Raw genomic sequence first — 19,731 nt, 5'->3', positions numbered from 1 at the left:
TCCGGCGGGTCATTCGCCCAGCCGAGCCATCAGGGTTTTATAGGCATCCACAGTCCACTCGCCGGTGGTCAGCGGGCAGGGCGGCCCGGCCAGGTTCAGGTGCGCGAGCAGGTCGGGCAGCTCGGTCACGCCATTGCCGAAAGCGCGTTCGATGGAGTCGCCCAGCAACTCTTCGAACTGGGTGTTGGGCCGTTTGCGAGCCTGATGGGGCTCCAGGTAGGGTTCGGTAATGCTCATTTCATTGACCTCCATTGCGTACCCGTTCGCGGATCGTTTCGCCCACGGGAATAAGTCGTACGTCGTGTTCGCTCAAGGTTTCGGCTTGTCGGTAAGGAACTTGCCCTGGGGCGCTTCGACATGTTGCTGGCGCCGGGTATTGCCATCGATGCCGCCGGCGATCGCCCATTCGGCGAACACCGTCGGGCCGGGTTCGAAGGTGCGTGGCTCCCATTCACCGGTCAGTTGGTCTTCGTCGGCGTAGTACTCCACCAGCGCGCCGGCCGGGTTCTTGAAGTACCAGAAGAACGCGGACGACACCGGGTGCCGGCCCGGGCCGATTTCCGTGGCCCAGCCGCGGCGGGAAATGTGCATGCCGCCACCGAACACTTCGTGCACATCGCGCACGGTGAAGGCGACGTGGTTGAGGCCGGCGCGTGGGGCGGGCAGTTGCAGCATGAACAGATCGTGGTGGCCGCCTTCCTCGGCGGTGCGCAGGAACGCGCCGCGATCCGGATAGCGGTCCGAGGCCTGGAAGCCGAATCGCTCGTGATAGAAGGCTTCGCACGCGTTGACGTCCTTGACGAAGAACACCACGTGCCCGACTTCGATCGGCGTAGCGTGGTCGTAGATCGGCGCGGCCTTGTTGATCCGGCCTTTGGTTTGCCAGGTGTTGTGGCCGCTGCACTCGATCTGCAGTTCCCGCTTGCGCGTCACTTGCAGGCGGATCGCCAGGCCGTTGGGGTCGGTGCAACCGATGCGCCCGTCAGTTTCGATAAAGCCTGGATCGTTGGCGATGCGCTCGCTGTACAGCTTCAGGTCAGCTTCGCTTTCGACGCCCCAGACCACTTCGCGCACGGTCGAACCGGCTTCGATCGCCGGCGGCAGGCCAGCCTTGTCGATGTCGGCGAGCACCACGCGGCAGCCGTTGAGGGTTTCGAAGATCACCTCGTCAGGCTGCTCGCTGACCTTGCTCAAGCCCCAGTCGCTGAAAAACCGCACGCTGGTCTCGAGGTCCTCGACGCCGTAGGTGACTTCATCAATGCCTAGAACGCTCATAACCCTACCTCTCGTTGCACACCGGCCCAGGCCAGTGGCTGTTCATTCATGCCCCAATAAAGGCTTTTCTGTTCCATGTACTGCAGGATGCCGAGGCGACCTTTTTCCCGGCCCAGGCCGCTGTCGCGCCAGCCACCGAACGGGGTGGAGATCGAGAACTGTTTGTAGGTGTTGATCCACACCGTACCGGCCTGAATTTTTCGACCCAGGGCCCAGGCGCGCTTGTAATCGCGGGTCCAGATGCCGGCGGCGAGGGCGTACAGGCTGTCGTTGGCCTGCTCGAGCAATTGCGCTTCGTCATCGAAGGGCAGGGCCACCAGCACCGGGCCGAAGATCTCTTCCTGGCACACCTGCTGACTGTTGTTCAAGCCTTCGAGGATGGTCGGCGGGTAGTAGTAACCCTGGTCGTACACGCCGCCGCTCGGGCGCTCGCCACCGAGCAGCAGCCGTCCACCTTCGGCTCTCCCAAGCGCAACATAACGCTCCACCGACTCGCGGTGGCCGGCGCTGATCAACGGGCCCATCTGGGTACGTTCATCGGCCGGGTCACCGACGCGCAGTTCGGCCGCAGCGGCCACCAGGCGCGCCATGAACGGTTCGTACAACGCACGGGCGACAAACAACCGCGAGCCGGCGATGCAGGCTTCGCCCGAAGAGCTGAAGATGCCGTACAGCACGCCGGCCACTGCATGGTCGAGGTCGGCGTCGTCGAGGACGATGGTCGGCGATTTGCCGCCCAGTTCCAGCGACACCGGCATCATCTTGTCGGCGGCGACGTGGGCAATGTGCTTGCCGGTTTTGGTGCCGCCGGTGAACGACACGCGCTTGACCAGCGGGTGGCGGGTCAAGGCATCACCGAGCAGAGAACCCTTGCCCGGCAGCACGCTGAGCAAACCTTTCGGCAACCCGGCCTCTTCGCAGATCTGCGCCAGTTGCAAGGCCATCAGCGGGGTGATTTCCGCCGGTTTGATCACCACCGCGTTGCCCGCCGCCAGGGCCGGCGCGACCTTCTGCGCTTCGCTGGCAATCGGCGAGTTCCACGGGGTGATCGCGGCGATCACGCCCATCGGCTCGTAGACGCTCATGCTGACGAAGTCACCACGGGACGGGGTGATGGTTTCCTCGAGGGTCTCACAGGCCGCGGCGAAGAACTGGAAGGTGCCGGCCGCGCTGGCGACCAGGGCCCGGGTTTCGTTGATCGGTTTGCCGTTGTCCTGGCGTTGCAACTGCGCCAGTTCTTCACTGCGTGAGCGGATCAGTTCGGCGATGCGGTACAGCACGCTGGCCCGCTCGTGGGGTTTGCGCTGCGCCCAGCCGCTGTGCAGAAACGCCTGGTGCGCGCCTTGCACCGCGTCTTCCACGTCGTCGACACTGGCGGCGTTGAGCCAGGCCACGGCCTCGCCGGTGGCGGGGTAGCAGGTGGCATAGCGCTCGCCGCGCCCCAGGCGCCAGTCGCCGGCAATGCAGATCGGTAAAGTCTGTTCGAGAGTCATGGACTGTCCCTTAAATCGAAATCGCGTGGGCGTGGTTACCCAAGGCGCGGACGACGCTGTAAACGGTCAGCGCCGAGGTCTTCGGGTTGGCCACCAGCGGCTTGCCACGCAAGCTCAGTTCAAAACCGCCAAAGGCACCGCGGGCTTCGAAGTGATGCACGTTCTCCTCGCTCAGCGGGTCGGCGATCAGCGTCACATGGGTGCGATCCAGGCCGAGCCCGGCCAGCGACAGGGTCGCGGCGACGTTGGCGTTTTTCGGGTAGAGGCGGGCCGCTTCCCGGGCGCTGCCCTGGAAAATCACCGTGGCTTCGGTAAGGCTGTCCAGGTCAAAGGCCTGATCAGCCGGGGTGTTTTTCCAGGCGCGCGCCGGTTTGCGTCCGGTGTAATTCACCGAATCGAGACCGCCGACCTTGGCCGCCGACAGCGCATCGATGCCGCCAATGGCGCCGGGCAGCAATTCGATGCGGGTCTGGCCGCGTTCGGCCGCCGCTTCCAGGCGTTCGACCAGGCCGACTTCGGACAGCGCGCCGACCGAGACGATCAGGCAGGCGATGCCACGTTCCAGTGCCGGCAACACATGTTCTTCGATGGCGCGATGGCCGGCGCACTCGACCAACAGGTCGGGGCGCGCATCGGCCGGCAACGCCGTCAGCACCTGCGGCGGTTGTTTGAAACTGGCAAGCCGCTGGCGAACCAGCTCTTCCGAGCCGGCCGAGGCGATCACGTAGTCGACGCACAGCTGCGGGTCTTTCTCCAGCAGTTCGAGCACGCCGACGCCAATGGCGCCGCAGCCGATCATGGTGATGTGCAACATGACGAAGTCCTCAAGCCGTGGCTTTCTGCGCTTTGGTTTCGCTGTTGGGCGGGCCGGCGAACTGGGTGGCGAAGCTGCCGACGGCGAGCATGTCGACTTCCAGCAGGAACGGACCGGGTTGCGCCAGCGCGCCGTCGACGACCTTGCCGAAATCCTTCAGGTCGGTGACCAGGCCGTGGCGCAGGTTCAGGGATTCGGCGAGCTTGGAATAATCCGGGGTGTGCAGGTCGACGTAGCAGTGACGGCTGCCGTAGACCGCGTCCTGAATGTTGCGGATCACGCCATAGCGCTGGTCGTTCATCAGCAGGATCACCACGTTGGCGTTCTCTTGCACCAGGGTCGCCAGCTCACCGAGGTTGAGAATGAAACCGCCGTCACCGGCCAGGGCGAAGACCTTGCGTTCAGGCGCGGTTTCCGCCGCGGCCACGGCGGCACCGATGCCCATCGACAGGCCTTGGCCAATGCCGCCGCCGAGGGCATGCACGCCGGCGCGCGGGTGGTACAACGTCAGCAGGCGGTTGCCCCAGATGCTGTTGGACAGCGTGACATCGCGTACCCAGGAGAAATTGCGCCCGGTGAGGGCTTGCAACTGTTCGACCATGGCCGAGTACGGGCCGAGGTCGGCGATCAGTTGCGTGCGGGATTTTTCGCGGACGGCCTTGAGTTCGGCGAGGAACGTCGGGTCGATCTGCAAGCGACCTTCGAGACGATCCGCCAGGCCTTCAAGGGCCAGTGCCGCGTCACCGCAGATGAACAGCTCGCTGTTGTAGCTGCGCCCTTCGATGGCCGGGTTGGCGTCGATGCGCAAGGTGTTGCGCGGCAGTTTCAGCGCGTACTTGAAGGTCTCGTTGCTGCGCAGGCGGGAGCCGGCGATCAGCAGGGCGTCGCAGCTTTGCAGGAACTGCTCGACCATTTTGTTCTGCGAGAACGCGCCGAGGCAGCGTTCATCGTCTTCGTTGACCACGCCGCGACCTTGAGTCGAAGTGATCACACCGACGCCCATGTCCAGCAGGCGTTTGACTTGCGGGCCGGCATGCCGTGCGCCGCCGCCCAGCCACAACAGCGGACGGGTGGCACTGGCCAGGCGCTCGGCGACCAGGTCCAGCGCTTCGGGCGCGGGCACGGCCACCGGAATCGGCAGCGGCGACAGGTCGGTCGGCATCGGGATAAAGGTCGACTGGATGTCGATCGGGATTTCCACGCTGACCGGCCCGGTAGGCGCGGTCAGTGCGGTCTGCACGGCCAGCTTCATGGTGCTGATCGCGGTTTCGACGCTGCGCACCCGGAACGCGGCTTTCGACACGGCCTTGAGCATGGTCAGTTGATCGCGGGCTTCGTGGATGTAGGCGAACTCCTGATCCAGGTACGGCGTTTCGATCTGCCCGGTGATGTGCAGCAGCGGCGTGCCGGCGGTCAGTGCTTCGACCATTGCCCCGGCGGCGTTACCGGCCGCGGTGCCGGTGGACGTCAGGCACACGCCCAGGCCACCGGTGGTGCGGGCATAGGCATCGGCCATGTTGGTGGCGCCGGCTTCGCCCCGGGCCATGACGAAGCGGATGTTGCCGCGCACGGCGAAGGCATCGAGGATCGGCATGTTGTGGATCGAGATCACGCCGAACGCGGCCTTGACGTCGCACTGCTCGAGGAACGCGGTGATGGCAGCGCCAACGGTGACAGTATTTTCATTACGCATGGCGGGACAGGCCTCCGGATACATCGATATGGCTGCCTGTGGTGTAAGCCGACAGAGGCGAGGCCAGAAACAGGATCGCGCGGGCCGCTTCAATCGGCAGGCCCAGGCGCCCCAAGGGAATGTGTTTTTGTTGAGCCAGGCGGGCGGTCCATTGGCTCCAGTCCAGCTCCCGCTCTTCGCGGGCTTCGAAGCGTCGGCGCCATTGCCCGGACTCGACCAGGCCGATCAGGATGCCGTTGACCCGAATGCCATCGACAGCGAATTCGGTGGCCATCGAGCGCACCAGGTTCATCACCCCGGCGCGGGCGGCCGAGGTGGCGACCATGTGCGGCTCCGGCTGGCTGGCCAGCAGCGAATTGACGCAGACGATGGCCGCGTTCGGTTCACCTTGCAGCTGCGCCTTGAAGGCACGGACCGGGTTGATCACCGAGAAGAATTTCAGGTTCAGCTCTTCGGTCCAGGCGCTGTCGCTGGTGTCGGCGAAGGTCGAGACCCGACCTTGTCCGGCGTTGTTGATCAGCACGCTGGCCGGCCCCAGTGCGGCCAGGCTGGCGGCGGCAAAGGCGTTGACCGAGTCGGCATCGAGCACGTTGCACACCCGGGCCAGCAACCGCGCCTCGGGGAAGCGTTGGCGCAGTTCGGCTTCGGCGCTGCGCAGGCGATCCGCGTCGCGCCCGCAGAAGGCCACGGCGGCGCCGGCTTCGAGCAGCAACTCGACACAGGCCAGGCCAATCCCCGAGGAACCGCCGGTCACGATGGCGGTGCTGTCTTGCAGTTGATAGAGACTCATCTCAATCCCTCATCAGGGCGGTCACGCGGTGCTGGCCGTCGTGGCCGGCCGCGCTGTTGTAGTCGAGCAACCGCGACAGCTCGTCGGCGCTGCGACGTACCTGCAGGAGCAATTCGTTGAAGTTGACGTGGGCGATCTGCGTGGTCGGAATGGTCACGCCCAGGGCCGCGACGATCTGCCCGGATTGATCGCGCACCGGTGCGGCGACGGTGGAAATGGCTGACTCGAAGAAGCCTTCACCGCTGACAAACCCGCGCTGGCGGTCGGCCTGGACCATGTCGAACAGCTCCATCACGGTTTTCGGCGTGCAGGGCGAGAACTGCTCCAGGTGATCTTCCGGGTACAGCTCGCGCAGCTCGGCCAGCGACAGGTCTTCGAGCAGGATGCGCCCCAGGACCGTGGCGTGGGCGGGCAGGCGGGTGCCGACATTCACCGCGCTGGAGAACACCGACGGCGGCGAGACCTTGGCCACGTAGACGATCGAGCGGCCGTCGCGCACCACCAGGTTGCTCGGGTAGTTGAGGCGGTCGCACAGGCGGGCCAGCAGCGGCTGGCCGAGTTCGGTCAGTTCCAACGAGGCCAGGTATTCGAAGCCCAGGCGCAGCACCGACATGCCGAGGCGATATTCATTGCCGCTGCGGGTGACGAAGCCCATGGTTTCCAGGGTCGTGAGCAAGCGGAAAATCGTCGAGCGCGGCAGCGCCAGGCGCCGGGCCAGCTCCGGCGCGGTCAGCGTGCGGTTGCGCCGGCTGAACTCGCAGAGCAGCAGCAGGCCGCGCTCCAGGCCCGGCACGATGTATTTGTCCTGAGCGTCCTTCAGCAGATCTGAATCGTTCATAGCGATGCACCTGTCAGGGATTCTTTGATGGCACAGGCCAGTCGGCCCGCCACCACACAAGGTTGTTCGATGGGGCTGGCGTGCCCGGCATCGGCGATAAGGTTGAACGTGCCGCCCAGGGCCTTGGCCAGGGTCAGGCAACTTTCGGGCGCGGTGATGCCGTCGGCTTCGCCGCAATGCACTTCGCACGGCATCGACAGCGGGGCGTGGCGCAGCAGGTCATCGCCGCACAACAGTTCGATGGCCTGGCGATAACCCTCGGGATTGAGCCGGGCCATGTTCCACTGCACCCAGGCGTGCGCCTTGGGGCTGGCGCTGGGCGACAGCATGTAGGCACTGCGCTGCTCGGCCATGCCCTGGACGCCCAGTTGTTCCAGGGCACGCAGGCGTTTGTTGCGCACTTCCTGGCGCTGCAGGGCGCGCGATGGATGGCCGTAGCCCTGGGCCGGGCTGATCAAGACCAGCCGGCTGATGCGCTGCTGGTGCACGCCGCTGGCGAACGCCGTGGCGGTGATCGCGCCCAGGGAGTGACCCACCAGCACACAGCGCTGGATGTCCAGGGCGTCGAGCATCTGCAGCAGCCGTTCGGCGTAGTCCGACGCGTCCGGGGCCAACGCCCTCAAAGGCGTGGAGTCGCCATAGCCGGGAGCGTCCCAGGCGATCACCCGGGCGCTCTGGCCAAGCTCTTGCGCCACCTGCAGCCACGACGCCGAGCCCGAGCCGATCCCGTGCAGCAACACGATGACCGGCCCGGCCCCGCATTCGCGCACGGCCTGGCGGGCGCCTGCGAGCTCCAGGATGCGCTGGGGAAAGTGCAAAGCCAGCTGGGCCTGGAGGTCGGCCGTGAGCGGCGGGACGAGGGTGTCGATGGCATGCAACATGGGCTTATCCGCGCTTGATCGAGGCCAGGGGGTGTTCTGGCGGGTAGGTCGGGGTGACGGGTTTTTTCGCGCCGAGCATCACGCACATCAACGCGTCTTCATCGCCGATGTTGATCTCTTCGCGGTACACGCCGGGCGGGACGGAAATCACGTCGCGGTCGGTGAGGATGGTTTCGAAGCGTTCGCCGTCCTTTTCGATCACCACCTTGAGTTTGCCGCGCAGCACGAAGAACACTTCTTCGACGTCGGTGTGCAGGTGCGGCGGGCCTTCGTGACCGGCCGGGATCACCATGGTGGAGAAGGTGAAGTTCTCCGATGGAATGGTGTTCATGTCCGTGCTCACGCCAGTGCCGCCGGTGCCGATGTAGCGCATTTGCGCGCGGCGGAATTTCGGGTCGTAGTCGGCCTGGAACTTCAGGGCGTTCCAGTCGTACTTGCGCGTCTCGTAGCGGGCGATGCGGGTCTGCATCCAGCTTTCAAGGTCGCTGCCGGCGGGTTGTTCCCAGCTTTTGGGGGTGTTTTGCTGCGCGGATAAATCGGTCATGGCTATCTCCTGATCAAGGCATGACGAACCCGCCGTTGACCGGCAGGGTTTGTCCAGTGATGAAGCGGGCGAGGTCGGACAGCGCGAACAGCACGGCGCCGCTGACGTCTTCGGGAAGTTGTGGGCGCTGAATCGCCCGCTGGTCGTTGTACAAGCGGTGACGCGCTTCGGGCACGTAGGCGGTGGCTTCGACCAGCACCAGGCCGGGCGCGATGGCATTGACCGTGATGTTGTCGCCGCCCAGTTCGCGGGCCAGGCTGCGGGTCATCGCGATGATCGCGCCCTTGCTGGCGACATAGGCCAGCAGGTTCGGCGCGCCCCACAGCGGGGTGTCGGACGCCAGGTTGACGATGGCGCCATGGCCACTGGCGCGCAGGGCCGGCAGGCAGGCCCTGGTCATCAGCCAGGTGCCGCGCACGTTGACCTGCATCACCTGGTCCCAGGTATCGAGGCTCAGCTCTTCGCAGGTCTTGCCGCCGGAATTGGTGATCGACGCGTTGTTGACCAGGCCGTCCAGCCCCCCGAGCAAACGGGTGGTTTCAGCGACGCAGGCGTCGATCGAATCCGGTTGTGCCAGATCCACGGTCACGCCATGAACGGTCAGGCCTTCAGCGACCAGTTCGGCGGCCGATTGCTGGACGCGCTCGGCGAGAATGTCGGCGATCACTACGTGGGCACCGGCGCGGCCGATGGCCTGGGCGAAGGCGTAACCCAGGCCGCGGGCGCCCCCGGTGACCAGTACGCGACGGCCTTCGAGCAAACGATTGAGGGTCGTCATCATTGAGTACTCAGCATGGCTTTGGGCATGTAGTGCAGGATGCGTTTCTCGGCCCAGACCACCGCGCCGTAAGCGAGCACACCGATCAGCGTCAGCATGACGATGGCGACGAACACGCCCGCGGTATTGCCCTGGCCTTCGGCATCCACCAGCAGGAAGCCCAGGCCCTGGTTGCCGCCGACCAGTTCACCGACGGTGACGCCGATCACGGCCAGGGTCGAGGCGATGCGCAAGCCGGAGAACAACGCAGCCATGGCCGACGGAAATTCCACCAGGCGGAAGATCTGCCAGCGGCTGGCGTTCATGGTCCGCACGAGGTTGATCATGTCCGGGTCCACGGTGCGGATCGCCGACAGCACGTTGATCATCACCGGGAAGAACACGATCAGGATGGCGATCAGGATCTTCGGGTAAATGGTGTAGCCCAGCCACATCACGAACAGCGGGGCGAAGGCGACTTTCGGCGCGATCTGCAGCGCCAGGATGTACGGCGACAGCATGGCTTCAGCGGCGGGCGAGAGGCCCAGCGATACGCCGATCGCCACGCCGAGCAGGGCGCCCAGGCCGAAGCCGACGATGATCTCGAACGCGGTGATCAAGGTGTGCTGCAGCAGGCCGCCGGTCTGCCACATCACTACGCTTTCCTGGGCCACGCGGCTCAGTTGCGGCATGACGAATTCGGGCATGCCGAGCAGTCCCGGGCCCCACTGCCAGAGCACCAGGAACAGGATCAGCAGGGCGATGCTGCCGAGCATGGAGTTATTGAGGTTTTTCATCGTGTCGTTACCTTGTTGTCACTGACCGTCATTGCGCGGCGGTTTGGGTGTCGATGAACTGGTTGGTGTACAGGTCGTCGAGCTTCGGCTCCTGGGTGACGATGCCTTCGCTGACATAAAACTGGCGGACCGCTTCCAGTCGGGCCGGATCGATGCGGCCCAGTACGGTCTGGTTGGCATAGACATGCTCGACATAGAGCTTGAAGATTTTCTCCAGCGAATCTTCCTTGCCGGCATAGGCGGGAACAGCCTTGGCGAAAGTCACGGCGGCGGCGCGTGGGTCCGCAATGATGTCGCGCATGCCCTGCAGCGTTGCCTGGACCGTGCCGCGAACAATGTCCGGGTGATGCTTGATGGCATCGTCGGAGGCGATGATCGACTGGGCCATGCTTTCGAAAATCTGCGATTGCGGGATCAGCTTGATCTTCAACCCGGCTTCTTCGGCGTTGACCACCCAATCCGGCACACCGGCCATCGCCTCGGCTTTGTCGGCCGAGAACAATTGCCAGACACCTGCCGGGCCGGCAGCCTGGATATTCACATCGTTTTTGCTCAGGCCGGCTTTACGCAGGGAGGCAAGCAGGGCGTAGTAGGTGGTGTCCGAGTAAGACATCACCGTCATGGTCTTGCCCTTGAGGTCGGTGATCGAGTTAATGTTTGCGCCGGCATTGGTGGCAATCATGGTCACGCCGCCAGCGCCCAGCACCGCGACCGCGCGTACCGGTATTCCATTGGCCCGCACCACAATCGGCGTATCACCGAGGGCGCCACCGAGCATGGCGTTACCGGCCCCGATCTGTTTCGCCACATCCACACCGCCTTTGGCCGCGATGAACTTCATGTTCAGGTTCTGGGCGGCGTAGTAACCCTTTTGCTGGGCGATGATCCACGGAGCGAACGCCGGCAGGTTCGGCGGTGCCGGCAACAAATAGGTCACGTCGGTCGACTGCGCCTGGGCAGCGAAGGCCAGGCCCAGGCCGAGCGCAACGGCGCTGGCCTGGCTGAAACATTGAAACAGAGACTTGAGCATGCGTACTCCTGAAAAGGTTGATGGCCACAAGGGCGTTGATCAATGCAGTTCGGTGTCTTCGCCGACTTTCAGCAGTTCCATCAGGCGACCGGCCAGCGGACCGATCTCCGGCAGCTTGCGGCGCTCCAGCGGGTTGTCGCGATACGGCAGGTCGACGGTGATTTCTTCGATGATGGTGCCGGGGCGGGCGCTCATGACCAGCAAGCGGTCGGACATGGCGATGGCTTCGATCAGGTCATGGGTGATGAACAGGGCGGTTTTCTTTTCATCGAACAGCATCCGCGCCATGTCCTGCTGCAGGATCATCTTCGTCTGCGCATCCAGGGCCGAAAACGGTTCGTCGAGGAACAGCACCTGCGGGTCGATGGCCAGGGTGCGAGCCAGTGCGGCGCGCTGGCGCATGCCACCCGACAGCTGGAAGGGGTAGTGGTCGGCAAAACCTTGCAGGTGGCAGCGATCGAGCAGATCTTTGGCCACCGCCTGCCGCTTGGCGGCCGGTACACCCTGGATTTCCAGGCCCAGTTCGACGTTGCGGCGAATACTGCGCCACGGCATCAGCAGGTCTTTTTGCAGCATGAACGCGACCTGGCGGACCGGCCCGGTGACGGCTTCACCGCCGACGAAGACTTCGCCTTCGGTAGGGCGATACAGCCCGGAACCCATGTTCAGGATAGTGCTCTTGCCACAACCGGAAGGGCCGATGATCGACACCACTTCACCGCGGCGGATCTTGAAATTCACCTCGCGGATGGCAAACGGCGCTTCGGACTTTCCCTTGGCCGGAAAGCATTTGCCGACATTGCGGAATTCAATTTCGGTGGGCTCCGGATTGTCCTTGGGAGCGGGCTTATTCCATTGAGGGGCGACGGCGTACATCTCGTTCACAGCCATTGGGAAGGGTCTCTGGTCTGTTTTATAGGTGATACGCCGTTTAGTGCATGAACAATGCCAGACCTGTGAGAGTTTTGTTTTTTGTCAAAAACTCCTTTGTTATTAGATGTTTAGGAAGATTTCAGATTATTTCTGACGTTTCATATATGAAACGTGGTTTCTTATCTGGCACGAAATTGCCCATCGCTCGTGCAACGCCCGGAAAAATGCGCGCGCGCAATGCCTTTTTAGGTAACGTCGTATGTCGGGAAATAGCGGATTTGTTTCGTGTATGAAACGGCGGTGGGCAGATGACAGGGGGGCATGATGTTGCAGGGTGGTTTTGAGTATCAATCGTCCATGCGTTGCTAAAACAGCAAAAGTCATTTGCGATTTGAGTGGATTGTTGCATCACGCGTCCGAAGTTAGCATCGATCCATCGTTGCAACTCATCAGACGTTTGGCGTGAGTTCAAGACAGCCTGCAGTGTTTACCTGTCGCTCAGCTGATCGTCCTCCCACTCGATCAAATATGGAAACTCCAATGTCGAAACTCTTCGAAGAATTCCGCATGGGCAACACCACGCTCAAAAATCGTATCGTGATGGCGCCTTTAACCCGCTCTCGCGCACCCCATGATGCCGCCGATGAGCGAGTGGCGTTGTACTACGCGCAGCGCGCCACCGCAGGCTTGATCGTCAGTGAGGGCACGCCGATATCCCGTGAAGGTCAAGGCTACCTCTTCAATCCCGGCATCTTCACCCCCGAGCAAATCGCTGGATGGCGCCTCACCACCCACTCGGTTCATTCCGTGGGTGGCAAGATGTTTGCGCAAATCTGGCACGTGGGTCGTGTTTCGCATCCGTCGATCCAGGATGGCGGGAAACTGCCGGTGAGCGCCACGTCGAAGCAAGCGGTTGGCGCCACAGCTTTCGGCTACGACGCTGACGGCAAGCCGGCGCTGGTAGAGCCACCTGCGCCGCGCCAGCTCACAACGGCCGAGGTCTCGCGGATCGTCGGTGAGTTCGCGCAGGCGGCCGAAAATGCGATCGAGGCAGGTTTTGATGGCGTAGAAATTCATGGCGCCAATGGCTATCTGTTCGAGCAGTTCATGAATCCGCTGGTCAATGATCGCACCGATCAGTACTGCGCCAATCAGTTGGAAAATCGTCTGCGCTTCACCCTGGAAGTCATCGACGCCGTGGTTGCGCGGATTGGCGCGAGCCGTGTGGGCATCCGTATTTCGCCCTATGGTCAACTGTTCGATATGCCGTTGTACGAGCAGATCGATGAAACCTACACTGCGCTTGCTACAGAGATTGGCGCTCGGCAACTGGCCTATGTTCATGTCATGGATCAGTCCGGATTTCCTGCCCCGGGTACCGAGGGTGGCGGTGGCGGCCCGACAGCGACCTTTATCAATTTGCTGTCGACCATGAAATCGAAATTGCCTGACACAGCGCTCATTTTGGCTGGCGGCATGTCGCGCCAACGTGCGCAAGACCTGATCAATGACGGCATCATCGACCTCGCCGCGTTTGGCACCGCTTACATCAGCAACCCTGATCTGGTGGCGCGCCTGCAGAACGACTGGCCTCTGACCGACGCCAGGCGCGAAACCTTCTACGGCGGCGGGGCCGAAGGTTATGTCGATTACGCGCCCCATCGAGGGTAAGCATGCTGGAGACTTCCCCTATGCACCTCAAAGCGCACCGGTACTTTGCCATGGTCGCCGTGACCGGCAGCTTCTCGGCGACGGCTCGACATTTTCGCGTCCCTGCGTCCTCCGTTTCACGCTTCATCGCGGCGCTGGAGCGGGAGGTGGGCCAGCAGCTACTGTATCGCAATACTCGCGCAGTAAAGCTGACGGATGCGGGCGAGCGCTATTACGTGCAGATCCGCGAAGTGCTGGAGTTGCTGGATGCCGCAGATGAGGAAGTCACCGGCAAGGGTGGCGAGATTCGTGGCCTTGTGCGGATCAACGCGCCGGTTGCGTTCGGCAGTCTGCATATCGCGAAGCTGTTGAATGGCCTGTATGACCAGTATCCGCAATTGACGGTTGAACTGACGGTCACCGATGCCTTTATCGACCCGGTGCAGGAGGGCGCAGACATCATATTTCGGGTGGGGCACCTGGAAGATTCCGGATTGATTGGCCGGAAAATTTGCGACCAGCAATACGTGCTATGCGCTAGCGCAGAGTACCTGGCGAAGCATGGGAAACCCGCTTCGCCAGAGGACCTGCAGAACCATGCGTGTCTGGTCTACAAGGGAACAGGCGGGGCGCAGCGCTGGTATTTTCGAAAGCCCGCCAGCGCCAAGGTGAAAATCATCAAGGTGCATGGGCCGCTCAGAAGCAACAATGGGCAGGTACTGGTAGAGGCGGCGCTCGCAGGGCGGGGGATTGTGTTTTTTCCTTCCTGGCTCTTCAGTAGAGAGAGCTTCATCAACAAGCAGCTCATTCAGCTTTTGCCCGATTGGGAGGGCTCGGTTGAGCAGACGCCAAGCCAGATACATTTGATTTCCCCCGAGAATCGACTTCGCTCCCAGAAGGTTCGCGTGGTGTGGGACTACTTCATCAATGCGATTGGTGTTCCTCCCTATTGGGAGGATCTCAGTGGGTCTTGAACTGACAGTGATGTCGTCAGATAGTAGTCAGGCGCATTAGTTGGAGGAGTTGCAATGACAACAATCGATGTGAAATCCCGATTCGAAGCAAAGCTTCTTCGTCCGGCAAAGCCTGGTAATGATACGTCGTGGGCGTTCGTGGTACTGCCAAGAGACGCGAGTGAACAGCTTCCGAGGCGAGGAAGGACGACAGTTGAAGGCACAATCAATGGGCACCACTTCCAGGCAACCCTTGAGCCGGACGGTCAGCTGAGCCATTGGCTGCAAGTAAGTAGAGCGTTACTCGAAGCCGCAGGCGCGGCCGTTGGGGACATCGTTACACTAGAGCTTGCCCCTGTGAAGAAGGAACCCGAGCCTGACATCCCAGCAGATTTTCTGGAGGCACTGGCAGCCACTCCCGAGGCTCGTAAAGTCTGGAACAATACGACGACCCTTGCACGAGTAGACTGGATACACTGGATTACTTCAGCCAAGCAACTTAAGACGCGCGCAAAACGAATGGGTGATGCCTGCGATATGCTTGCATCCGGCAAGAAGCAGGTTTGCTGTTTCGACCCGTCCGGCTACTACAGTAAGGCCTTCCGTGCGCCCGAGGCGGAAAATTCTTAAATGGAGCATTGCGTTGAAAACGCCCCCGACTGTCACAATGCCCGGCCTAGTCAGGGATAGACGACAGAACAAGGAATGTTATCCACCAAGCCCGTGAAGGCGCTATCACCCCACTTGGGGTCAATTAGGAGTCCGCCATGACCGTAGTCGATCGCCTCAGGTATTTGCGCGTCGTTCTAGTTTTGGCTGGCCTCGCGTGCCTTGCTCTCTACCCACTTATGTTGTTCTGGCCGTCCGGCTGGGCCTGGCACGTCGGTCACTCGGACTACCCGATGATGATCGTTGGCATCTACGCCACACTTGGCGTGTTCTTGATCCTGGCCGCACGTGATCCATTAGCCAATCTGAGCCTGATCTGGTTCACCGTGTGGTCTAGCGCCGTACACGGAGCAATCATGGCCGTCCAGACGGTCACCCAGCCGGGGCAAATGGGGCACTTGGCAGGTGACGTGCCGGCGCTCTTGATCGTGACGGTTGCCTTGGCCATCTTGACGCCCCGCTCGCAACTGGCCGCTCGGCCCCGGACACACAACGGGGCCTGAGAGCAGGTTTGACTGTCAGGATCGGGACGAATGCAGCCGTTGGATTATCTTTGCGAAGCATACGTGGGGATAGGGATTCGACCCCCTTCTCGTATCCACGAGGAATGCTCCAGACCAGTAAAAGGACTGAAAGAGGGGACTGGAGTCCCCTCTTTTTACTGCATTAATGCAACGCTTGAATCAGGGAGTTAAAGAAAACACCCTGCTCGCTATACAACACATCAGGTCCTTCAGCGTGCTCCCAAGTGGACCACTGGACCATAATCAACTTTTCCTTCTGATTGATTGCGATCGCTTGGCCGAAAATGCCATACGCCCAAAAGGATTCGTCTGAATTAAAGGTACTTGTAGGTGCATAGAAAGCCTCGTCACCGGACGCAAAGCCCATATACCACCACTGATAACCATGCTGACCCTTCGGAGCCCATGGCTTTACGGATCCGTCTGCTTTAGTCCAATCCGTAGAACGCTTTATCCAGTCGCCAGGCAGGACGTGTTCGCCGTTAGAAAGTACGCCATTATTGGCCACCAACAGACCGAAGCGCCCCCAATCTCGTAATGTTGCATTGAAGCCATAGCCGCCCATATCAACTTTTCCAGGTTTAAGCGCATACCAGACACCGTCTCGCTCCATTCCAGCTGGCTGCCACACTTTTTTCTCCAAGTATTTGGCGATGGTCATCCCGGTTGCACGTTCCAACACCAAACCTACCAACCAAGCCCCACCAGTGTTGTAACTCCAGCGCTCTCCTGGTTTTACACCGGGATTTCGGGCGAGGCCGCTAACGAGCGAGAGGATACAGCTGTAAGAATCTTTAGTAGTCTCGCATAAAATCATCTTGGCGAAATCGGAATTGGGATCAGTATAGTCCTCACTCCATTGTATGCCGGAAGTATGTTGCATGAGTTGGTGCAGCGTTACGCCTTCCCATGCCGTACCTCCTAGCTCGGGAATATATTTCGTGATCAGCGTATCTACAGATTCGATGGCATGGTCTTTTATGGCCGCACCAATGAGTACAGATACAATGGATTTAGCAACTGATCTGGATGTCCAAAGCGTCGTCTCATTAATGCTGTCACCGTAATGCTCCAGGACAATTTTGCCGTTCTTTATTACCAACAATCCCGCAATGTTTTGATTTTTCAGGTAGTCGCCAAGGCCAAGTTTTTTGTTGTCTAACTTATATTCCACATTTGAAATAGTTTGGCCGGCCGGTAGTTTTTGTATGTTGTTTTCGGAGCTTAAAAAAACATCACCAGCAAAAAGGTGGTACATATTTTTAGAACCAATAACCCTTTCACTCTGACTCCAGGTAAACCTTTTTTCAGGGTCAGGAATAATTCTATCGACCGGTTCTGGGCAAGAGTGCATCATATAACCATAGCACGCCACCAGAGGGCTGGCATAAGCTTCCTGCAAAAGTAAACTGCCGACAAGCAAGCTGAAAATTTTTAATGACTTGATCGCGTTGTTGGGCATTATTGTTTTCATGGCGAGCCTCAATGAACTATTAAGCGCATCCACTCATAGCCTCATCTGTTGGTTGTTGCGGGATTCCGCTTGATCAATATAGTCATCGGATCAAATAATCCAAGTTAAATCATCAAAAACATTTAATTTTGAAATACCAATTTGAGGCAAAAAACCATTGTATATTCCGATTGGCTATTCCTGTAAATAATTTGAGACAACCAGGGGTGAATATCGACCTTCGCTTATTGTTAGCGTTGCAGGGGGGAATCATGGGCCATTGATCGATCACGCTACTACGCATCATAAAAAGCCCTGGCTCTTCAACGTCAGGCCCAAATGGCATCACGGCTACCGAGTGGTTGAGATCGTAGTTAATGACTGGTGATTAAATATTGAATCACCTCTGGCTTTATAGACACATCCGAATGACAGCTTTTGGCTGTGGATTCAACCGGTCGATGCAACACTGAACGAAACCACTCATCGATACAGCGCATCCTGGCGGAGACAGGGGGATCAGACCCGCTGTACGCCGCAGGTCCAAATTGGGAGAATTGAACGGTGGCGCAAATTGTTGCAGACAAGCTTCAATTGCAGTGGTCACCGGAACAAGTTGCCGATTGGCTATGGCTCGTCAGTGATGAAACCATGGAACGAGGCAAAACGTTCAACCGGTTCCCGTGGCGTTTCAAGGCTGTTCTCGGGTGCGTCACGGTCCTCGTGGCCCAGAGCGATGCCGCAAACCAGAATGTCATTGTCCGCGAGCGGCAGATGCTCGCGTATCACCTGGTGATACCAGGCGAATGCAGCCTGGGCGCAAGTGTGCAAGCCCTGGCCCCTGGCGGCGAGCAGGATGTTCTGGATGAACATGCCTAAATCCATATAGCTGCCCGTGTTGAGTCTGCGGTCAAGGCTGATCAGCAGACCGACCGGGGCGTCGAAGAACTGGTAGTTGCGCAGCATTTGCTGGTCGCGAGCCGTTGTATCGTCGCGCTTGATGCCGAGCTTCTCGTACAGGCTGAAGCCCACCTCGCGGCGACGTTGCTGATAGGGCTCGAACCAGGCAGTCGGGTAGTATTCATATTCGGCAGCATGCTGCCCGGCTTCGTTGGTCGCCGATGCGATTATATCGTCGCACAAGCGTTGCTTGGCCTGGCCGGTCAATACATGGACATGCCAGGGCTGTACGTTGTTGCCGCTGGGTGCCCGTGAGGCGACCTTCAGAATATGTTCGATCACCGGTTTGGGGACGCTCCACGGCATGAAGCTTCGAACGGACTTACGCGAGCGGATGGCGGCATCTATGTGCATTTGAGAAACTCCTTATGCGGTCATTGGCTGAAATGTCGGCGAGCAATACTCACCAAAACTTGAAGGTGTAGCCTACGATGATGCGGTTTTCGTCAATATCCGTCGTGCGGTTCCCGCGATAGGCGACGTTGCGCAACCGCAGGTTGACGTTTTTCAGCGGTCCGCCCTGAACCACATAAGCGATATCGACATTGCGTTCCCATTCCTTGGCGTGGGTGCCGGCGATTTCAAAGTTGTCGCCTGACACATAGCGCGTCATGAACGTCAGCCCGGGCAAACCGACGGTGGCGAGGTCATAGTCGTAGCGAAGCTGCCAGGAGTCTTCCCTGGCGCGCAGGAAATGGTGGTAGGTGACGGTGTTGAATGCCCATGGATCGGTGCCGCCGCCGATGAAGGGCATGCCGGTGTCGCCGCTCTGGTTCTGGTAGCTGGCGCCGAGGGCGTGACCCTTGTAGGACAGGGTGAACATCGTTCCCAGGTTGCGGTTGTCGACGTTGGTGCGCCCCTCTTTTTCACTCTGGAAATAACGGACTTCCGACCTCAGGTTCAATCCCTCGGCCAATGGCTGGGTGTGAATGAGATTGCCGTAGTGCTGGCTGTAGTTGTCTTGCAACTCGGCGAAGAAGTAGGTGGTGGTCAAGTTCGGCAGCAACGCATAAGTAGCGCCCGCATAGTTGAAACGGTCAGCCGCGACGCCCCCTCTGGAACCGTCGGCAAACATGGTCATGTCTTCGTAGTTGGTTGAGTTGCGCAGGCGGGTGGCGCGAAACTGGCCGCCGGTCAGGGTGAGCTTGTCGATGTCACTGGAGACGATCTGCGCGCCTTCAAACGTCTGCGGCAGCAAGCGGGTGTCATTGCGAAATGCGATCGGCAGGGTCGGTGCGTGAGTGCCGACAGTCAGCAGGCTCTTGGCCATTTTGACTTTAGCGGTAGGGCCGATAAAACCAAAGCTGTCCGGGACCTCGCCATTACTCTGCATGGGCAGGGCGCCCGCACCGGTCGTGCCGCGGCCGGCATCCAGTTTTACGCCAAGCAGCCCGAGCGCATCCACGCCAAAGCCCACCGTGCCCTCGGTGAAGCCAGAGCTGTAACGCAACATGAAGCCCTGGCCCCATTCTTCAGCCTTGTGACGGGCCGTGTTGGGGTTGTCCCGAAAATCACGGTTGATGTAGAAGTTACGGGCCTCGAGCGTCAAGTGACTATCGTCGTTGAATTCGGCAATCGCCTGTTGAGCGACGATGCTGGTACTGATTGCGAGGGTGATGGACAAGGTTTTTGACGGGTAATGCATGGTTCGACCTCTTGTTTTTATTGTGGTGAACAGCCAGCTATCGGGTTTAAACGACGATCCTTTTTTTCGGGACGAGTCATCCCGTAGAACGA

Annotated in this window: 20 protein-coding genes; 4 read left to right on the top strand and 16 right to left on the bottom strand. The window is 60.4% G+C overall.

The window, feature by feature from the left end:
* Positions 1-9: 9 nt before the first annotated feature.
* The 13 genes from F8N96_RS27490 to F8N96_RS27430 form a co-directional block, all read right to left on the bottom strand.
* Positions 10-237, bottom strand: a complete 228-nt coding sequence (locus tag F8N96_RS27490) for a recombinase-like helix-turn-helix domain-containing protein (RefSeq protein ID WP_150800463.1) — start codon at positions 235-237, stop codon at positions 10-12.
* 72 nt (positions 238-309) lie between these two features.
* Entirely contained in the window at positions 310-1,275 is a 966-nt protein-coding gene (locus F8N96_RS27485; RefSeq protein WP_150800462.1) for a VOC family protein, read from the bottom strand.
* Entirely contained in the window at positions 1,272-2,768 is a 1,497-nt protein-coding gene (locus F8N96_RS27480; protein ID WP_150800461.1) for an aldehyde dehydrogenase, read from the bottom strand. Before F8N96_RS27480 ends, F8N96_RS27485 begins: the two co-directional genes overlap by 4 nt.
* 10 nt (positions 2,769-2,778) lie before the next feature.
* On the bottom strand, positions 2,779-3,582 hold the full coding sequence (locus F8N96_RS27475; protein WP_150764043.1) for an aspartate dehydrogenase: 804 nt from the start codon (positions 3,580-3,582) through the stop codon (positions 2,779-2,781).
* 10 nt (positions 3,583-3,592) lie between these two features.
* Positions 3,593-5,275, bottom strand: coding sequence for a thiamine pyrophosphate-binding protein (locus F8N96_RS27470; RefSeq protein ID WP_150800460.1), 1,683 nt, complete (start codon positions 5,273-5,275; stop codon positions 3,593-3,595).
* Positions 5,268-6,065, bottom strand: a complete 798-nt coding sequence (locus F8N96_RS27465) for an SDR family oxidoreductase (RefSeq protein WP_150800459.1) — start codon at positions 6,063-6,065, stop codon at positions 5,268-5,270. The genes F8N96_RS27470 and F8N96_RS27465 overlap by 8 nt, the downstream gene beginning before the upstream one ends.
* A gap of 1 nt (position 6,066) precedes the next feature.
* Positions 6,067-6,903, bottom strand: coding sequence for an IclR family transcriptional regulator (locus tag F8N96_RS27460; protein ID WP_082930373.1), 837 nt, complete (start codon positions 6,901-6,903; stop codon positions 6,067-6,069).
* On the bottom strand, positions 6,900-7,784 hold the full coding sequence (locus F8N96_RS27455) for an alpha/beta fold hydrolase (RefSeq protein ID WP_150800458.1): 885 nt from the start codon (positions 7,782-7,784) through the stop codon (positions 6,900-6,902). The genes F8N96_RS27460 and F8N96_RS27455 overlap by 4 nt, the downstream gene beginning before the upstream one ends.
* Before the next feature lie 4 nt (positions 7,785-7,788).
* Complete coding sequence (locus F8N96_RS27450) at positions 7,789-8,328, bottom strand: cupin domain-containing protein (protein WP_150800457.1); 540 nt, start codon at positions 8,326-8,328, stop codon at positions 7,789-7,791.
* A 13-nt stretch (positions 8,329-8,341) separates the two neighbouring features.
* Positions 8,342-9,109 (bottom strand): SDR family oxidoreductase, encoded by a 768-nt coding sequence (locus F8N96_RS27445; RefSeq protein ID WP_191630680.1) that lies wholly within the window; start codon positions 9,107-9,109, stop codon positions 8,342-8,344.
* Positions 9,106-9,882, bottom strand: coding sequence for an ABC transporter permease (locus tag F8N96_RS27440; RefSeq protein ID WP_150800456.1), 777 nt, complete (start codon positions 9,880-9,882; stop codon positions 9,106-9,108). Before F8N96_RS27440 ends, F8N96_RS27445 begins: the two co-directional genes overlap by 4 nt.
* Positions 9,883-9,910: 28 nt before the next feature.
* A complete protein-coding gene (locus F8N96_RS27435; RefSeq protein ID WP_150800455.1) occupies positions 9,911-10,912 on the bottom strand; it encodes an ABC transporter substrate-binding protein in 1,002 nt (333 codons plus the stop codon).
* A 39-nt stretch (positions 10,913-10,951) separates the two neighbouring features.
* Complete coding sequence (locus F8N96_RS27430; protein WP_150764050.1) at positions 10,952-11,803, bottom strand: ABC transporter ATP-binding protein; 852 nt, start codon at positions 11,801-11,803, stop codon at positions 10,952-10,954.
* 522 nt (positions 11,804-12,325) lie between these two features.
* Here F8N96_RS27430 and F8N96_RS27425 point away from each other — a divergent pair.
* The 4 genes from F8N96_RS27425 to F8N96_RS27410 all read left to right on the top strand — a co-directional run bounded on the left by F8N96_RS27425 (position 12,326) and on the right by F8N96_RS27410 (position 15,560).
* Positions 12,326-13,456 (top strand): alkene reductase, encoded by a 1,131-nt coding sequence (locus F8N96_RS27425; protein ID WP_150800454.1) that lies wholly within the window; start codon positions 12,326-12,328, stop codon positions 13,454-13,456.
* A 2-nt stretch (positions 13,457-13,458) separates the two neighbouring features.
* A complete protein-coding gene (locus tag F8N96_RS27420) occupies positions 13,459-14,409 on the top strand; it encodes a LysR family transcriptional regulator (RefSeq protein WP_224794129.1) in 951 nt (316 codons plus the stop codon).
* Positions 14,410-14,463: 54 nt separating this feature from the next.
* Positions 14,464-15,018 carry a YdeI/OmpD-associated family protein gene (locus F8N96_RS27415; protein ID WP_150800453.1) on the top strand — a complete coding sequence of 185 codons (555 nt, stop codon included), beginning with the start codon at positions 14,464-14,466 and terminating at the stop codon, positions 15,016-15,018.
* Positions 15,019-15,155: 137 nt separating this feature from the next.
* A complete protein-coding gene (locus F8N96_RS27410; RefSeq protein ID WP_150800452.1) occupies positions 15,156-15,560 on the top strand; it encodes a DUF6632 domain-containing protein in 405 nt (134 codons plus the stop codon).
* A gap of 163 nt (positions 15,561-15,723) precedes the next feature.
* On the opposite strand, the gene F8N96_RS27405 is transcribed toward F8N96_RS27410, so the two are convergent.
* From F8N96_RS27405 to F8N96_RS27395, 3 genes are all read right to left on the bottom strand, one after another.
* On the bottom strand, positions 15,724-17,055 hold the full coding sequence (locus F8N96_RS27405) for a serine hydrolase domain-containing protein (RefSeq protein WP_224794128.1): 1,332 nt from the start codon (positions 17,053-17,055) through the stop codon (positions 15,724-15,726).
* A gap of 606 nt (positions 17,056-17,661) precedes the next feature.
* Complete coding sequence (locus F8N96_RS27400) at positions 17,662-18,348, bottom strand: nitroreductase (RefSeq protein WP_150800451.1); 687 nt, start codon at positions 18,346-18,348, stop codon at positions 17,662-17,664.
* 49 nt (positions 18,349-18,397) lie between these two features.
* Positions 18,398-19,639, bottom strand: coding sequence for an OprD family porin (locus F8N96_RS27395; protein WP_150800450.1), 1,242 nt, complete (start codon positions 19,637-19,639; stop codon positions 18,398-18,400).
* Positions 19,640-19,731: the final 92 nt, after the last annotated feature.

The sequence above is a fragment of the Pseudomonas fluorescens genome (assembly GCF_902497855.1).
Classification (GTDB): Bacteria; Pseudomonadota; Gammaproteobacteria; order Pseudomonadales; family Pseudomonadaceae; genus Aquipseudomonas; species Aquipseudomonas fluorescens_BI.
The sequence above is the reverse complement of the archived record's forward strand: the minus strand, read 5'-3'. Positions and strand labels throughout refer to the sequence as shown.

What these genes read in the sequence shown, in the direction of transcription:
- F8N96_RS27490 (WP_150800463.1), bottom strand. Translation starts at nt 237, where the DNA reads ATGAGCATTACCGAACCCTACCTGGAGCCCCATCAGGCTCGCAAACGG.
- F8N96_RS27485 (WP_150800462.1), bottom strand. Translation starts at nt 1,275, where the DNA reads ATGAGCGTTCTAGGCATTGATGAAGTCACCTACGGCGTCGAGGACCTC.
- F8N96_RS27480 (WP_150800461.1), bottom strand. Translation starts at nt 2,768, where the DNA reads ATGACTCTCGAACAGACTTTACCGATCTGCATTGCCGGCGACTGGCGC.
- F8N96_RS27475 (WP_150764043.1), bottom strand. Translation starts at nt 3,582, where the DNA reads ATGTTGCACATCACCATGATCGGCTGCGGCGCCATTGGCGTCGGCGTG.
- F8N96_RS27470 (WP_150800460.1), bottom strand. Translation starts at nt 5,275, where the DNA reads ATGCGTAATGAAAATACTGTCACCGTTGGCGCTGCCATCACCGCGTTC.
- F8N96_RS27465 (WP_150800459.1), bottom strand. Translation starts at nt 6,065, where the DNA reads ATGAGTCTCTATCAACTGCAAGACAGCACCGCCATCGTGACCGGCGGT.
- F8N96_RS27460 (WP_082930373.1), bottom strand. Translation starts at nt 6,903, where the DNA reads ATGAACGATTCAGATCTGCTGAAGGACGCTCAGGACAAATACATCGTG.
- F8N96_RS27455 (WP_150800458.1), bottom strand. Translation starts at nt 7,784, where the DNA reads ATGTTGCATGCCATCGACACCCTCGTCCCGCCGCTCACGGCCGACCTC.
- F8N96_RS27450 (WP_150800457.1), bottom strand. Translation starts at nt 8,328, where the DNA reads ATGACCGATTTATCCGCGCAGCAAAACACCCCCAAAAGCTGGGAACAA.
- F8N96_RS27445 (WP_191630680.1), bottom strand. Translation starts at nt 9,109, where the DNA reads ATGATGACGACCCTCAATCGTTTGCTCGAAGGCCGTCGCGTACTGGTC.
- F8N96_RS27440 (WP_150800456.1), bottom strand. Translation starts at nt 9,882, where the DNA reads ATGAAAAACCTCAATAACTCCATGCTCGGCAGCATCGCCCTGCTGATC.
- F8N96_RS27435 (WP_150800455.1), bottom strand. Translation starts at nt 10,912, where the DNA reads ATGCTCAAGTCTCTGTTTCAATGTTTCAGCCAGGCCAGCGCCGTTGCG.
- F8N96_RS27430 (WP_150764050.1), bottom strand. Translation starts at nt 11,803, where the DNA reads ATGGCTGTGAACGAGATGTACGCCGTCGCCCCTCAATGGAATAAGCCC.
- F8N96_RS27425 (WP_150800454.1), top strand. Translation starts at nt 12,326, where the DNA reads ATGTCGAAACTCTTCGAAGAATTCCGCATGGGCAACACCACGCTCAAA.
- F8N96_RS27420 (WP_224794129.1), top strand. Translation starts at nt 13,459, where the DNA reads ATGCTGGAGACTTCCCCTATGCACCTCAAAGCGCACCGGTACTTTGCC.
- F8N96_RS27415 (WP_150800453.1), top strand. Translation starts at nt 14,464, where the DNA reads ATGACAACAATCGATGTGAAATCCCGATTCGAAGCAAAGCTTCTTCGT.
- F8N96_RS27410 (WP_150800452.1), top strand. Translation starts at nt 15,156, where the DNA reads ATGACCGTAGTCGATCGCCTCAGGTATTTGCGCGTCGTTCTAGTTTTG.
- F8N96_RS27405 (WP_224794128.1), bottom strand. Translation starts at nt 17,055, where the DNA reads ATGAAAACAATAATGCCCAACAACGCGATCAAGTCATTAAAAATTTTC.
- F8N96_RS27400 (WP_150800451.1), bottom strand. Translation starts at nt 18,348, where the DNA reads ATGCACATAGATGCCGCCATCCGCTCGCGTAAGTCCGTTCGAAGCTTC.
- F8N96_RS27395 (WP_150800450.1), bottom strand. Translation starts at nt 19,639, where the DNA reads ATGCATTACCCGTCAAAAACCTTGTCCATCACCCTCGCAATCAGTACC.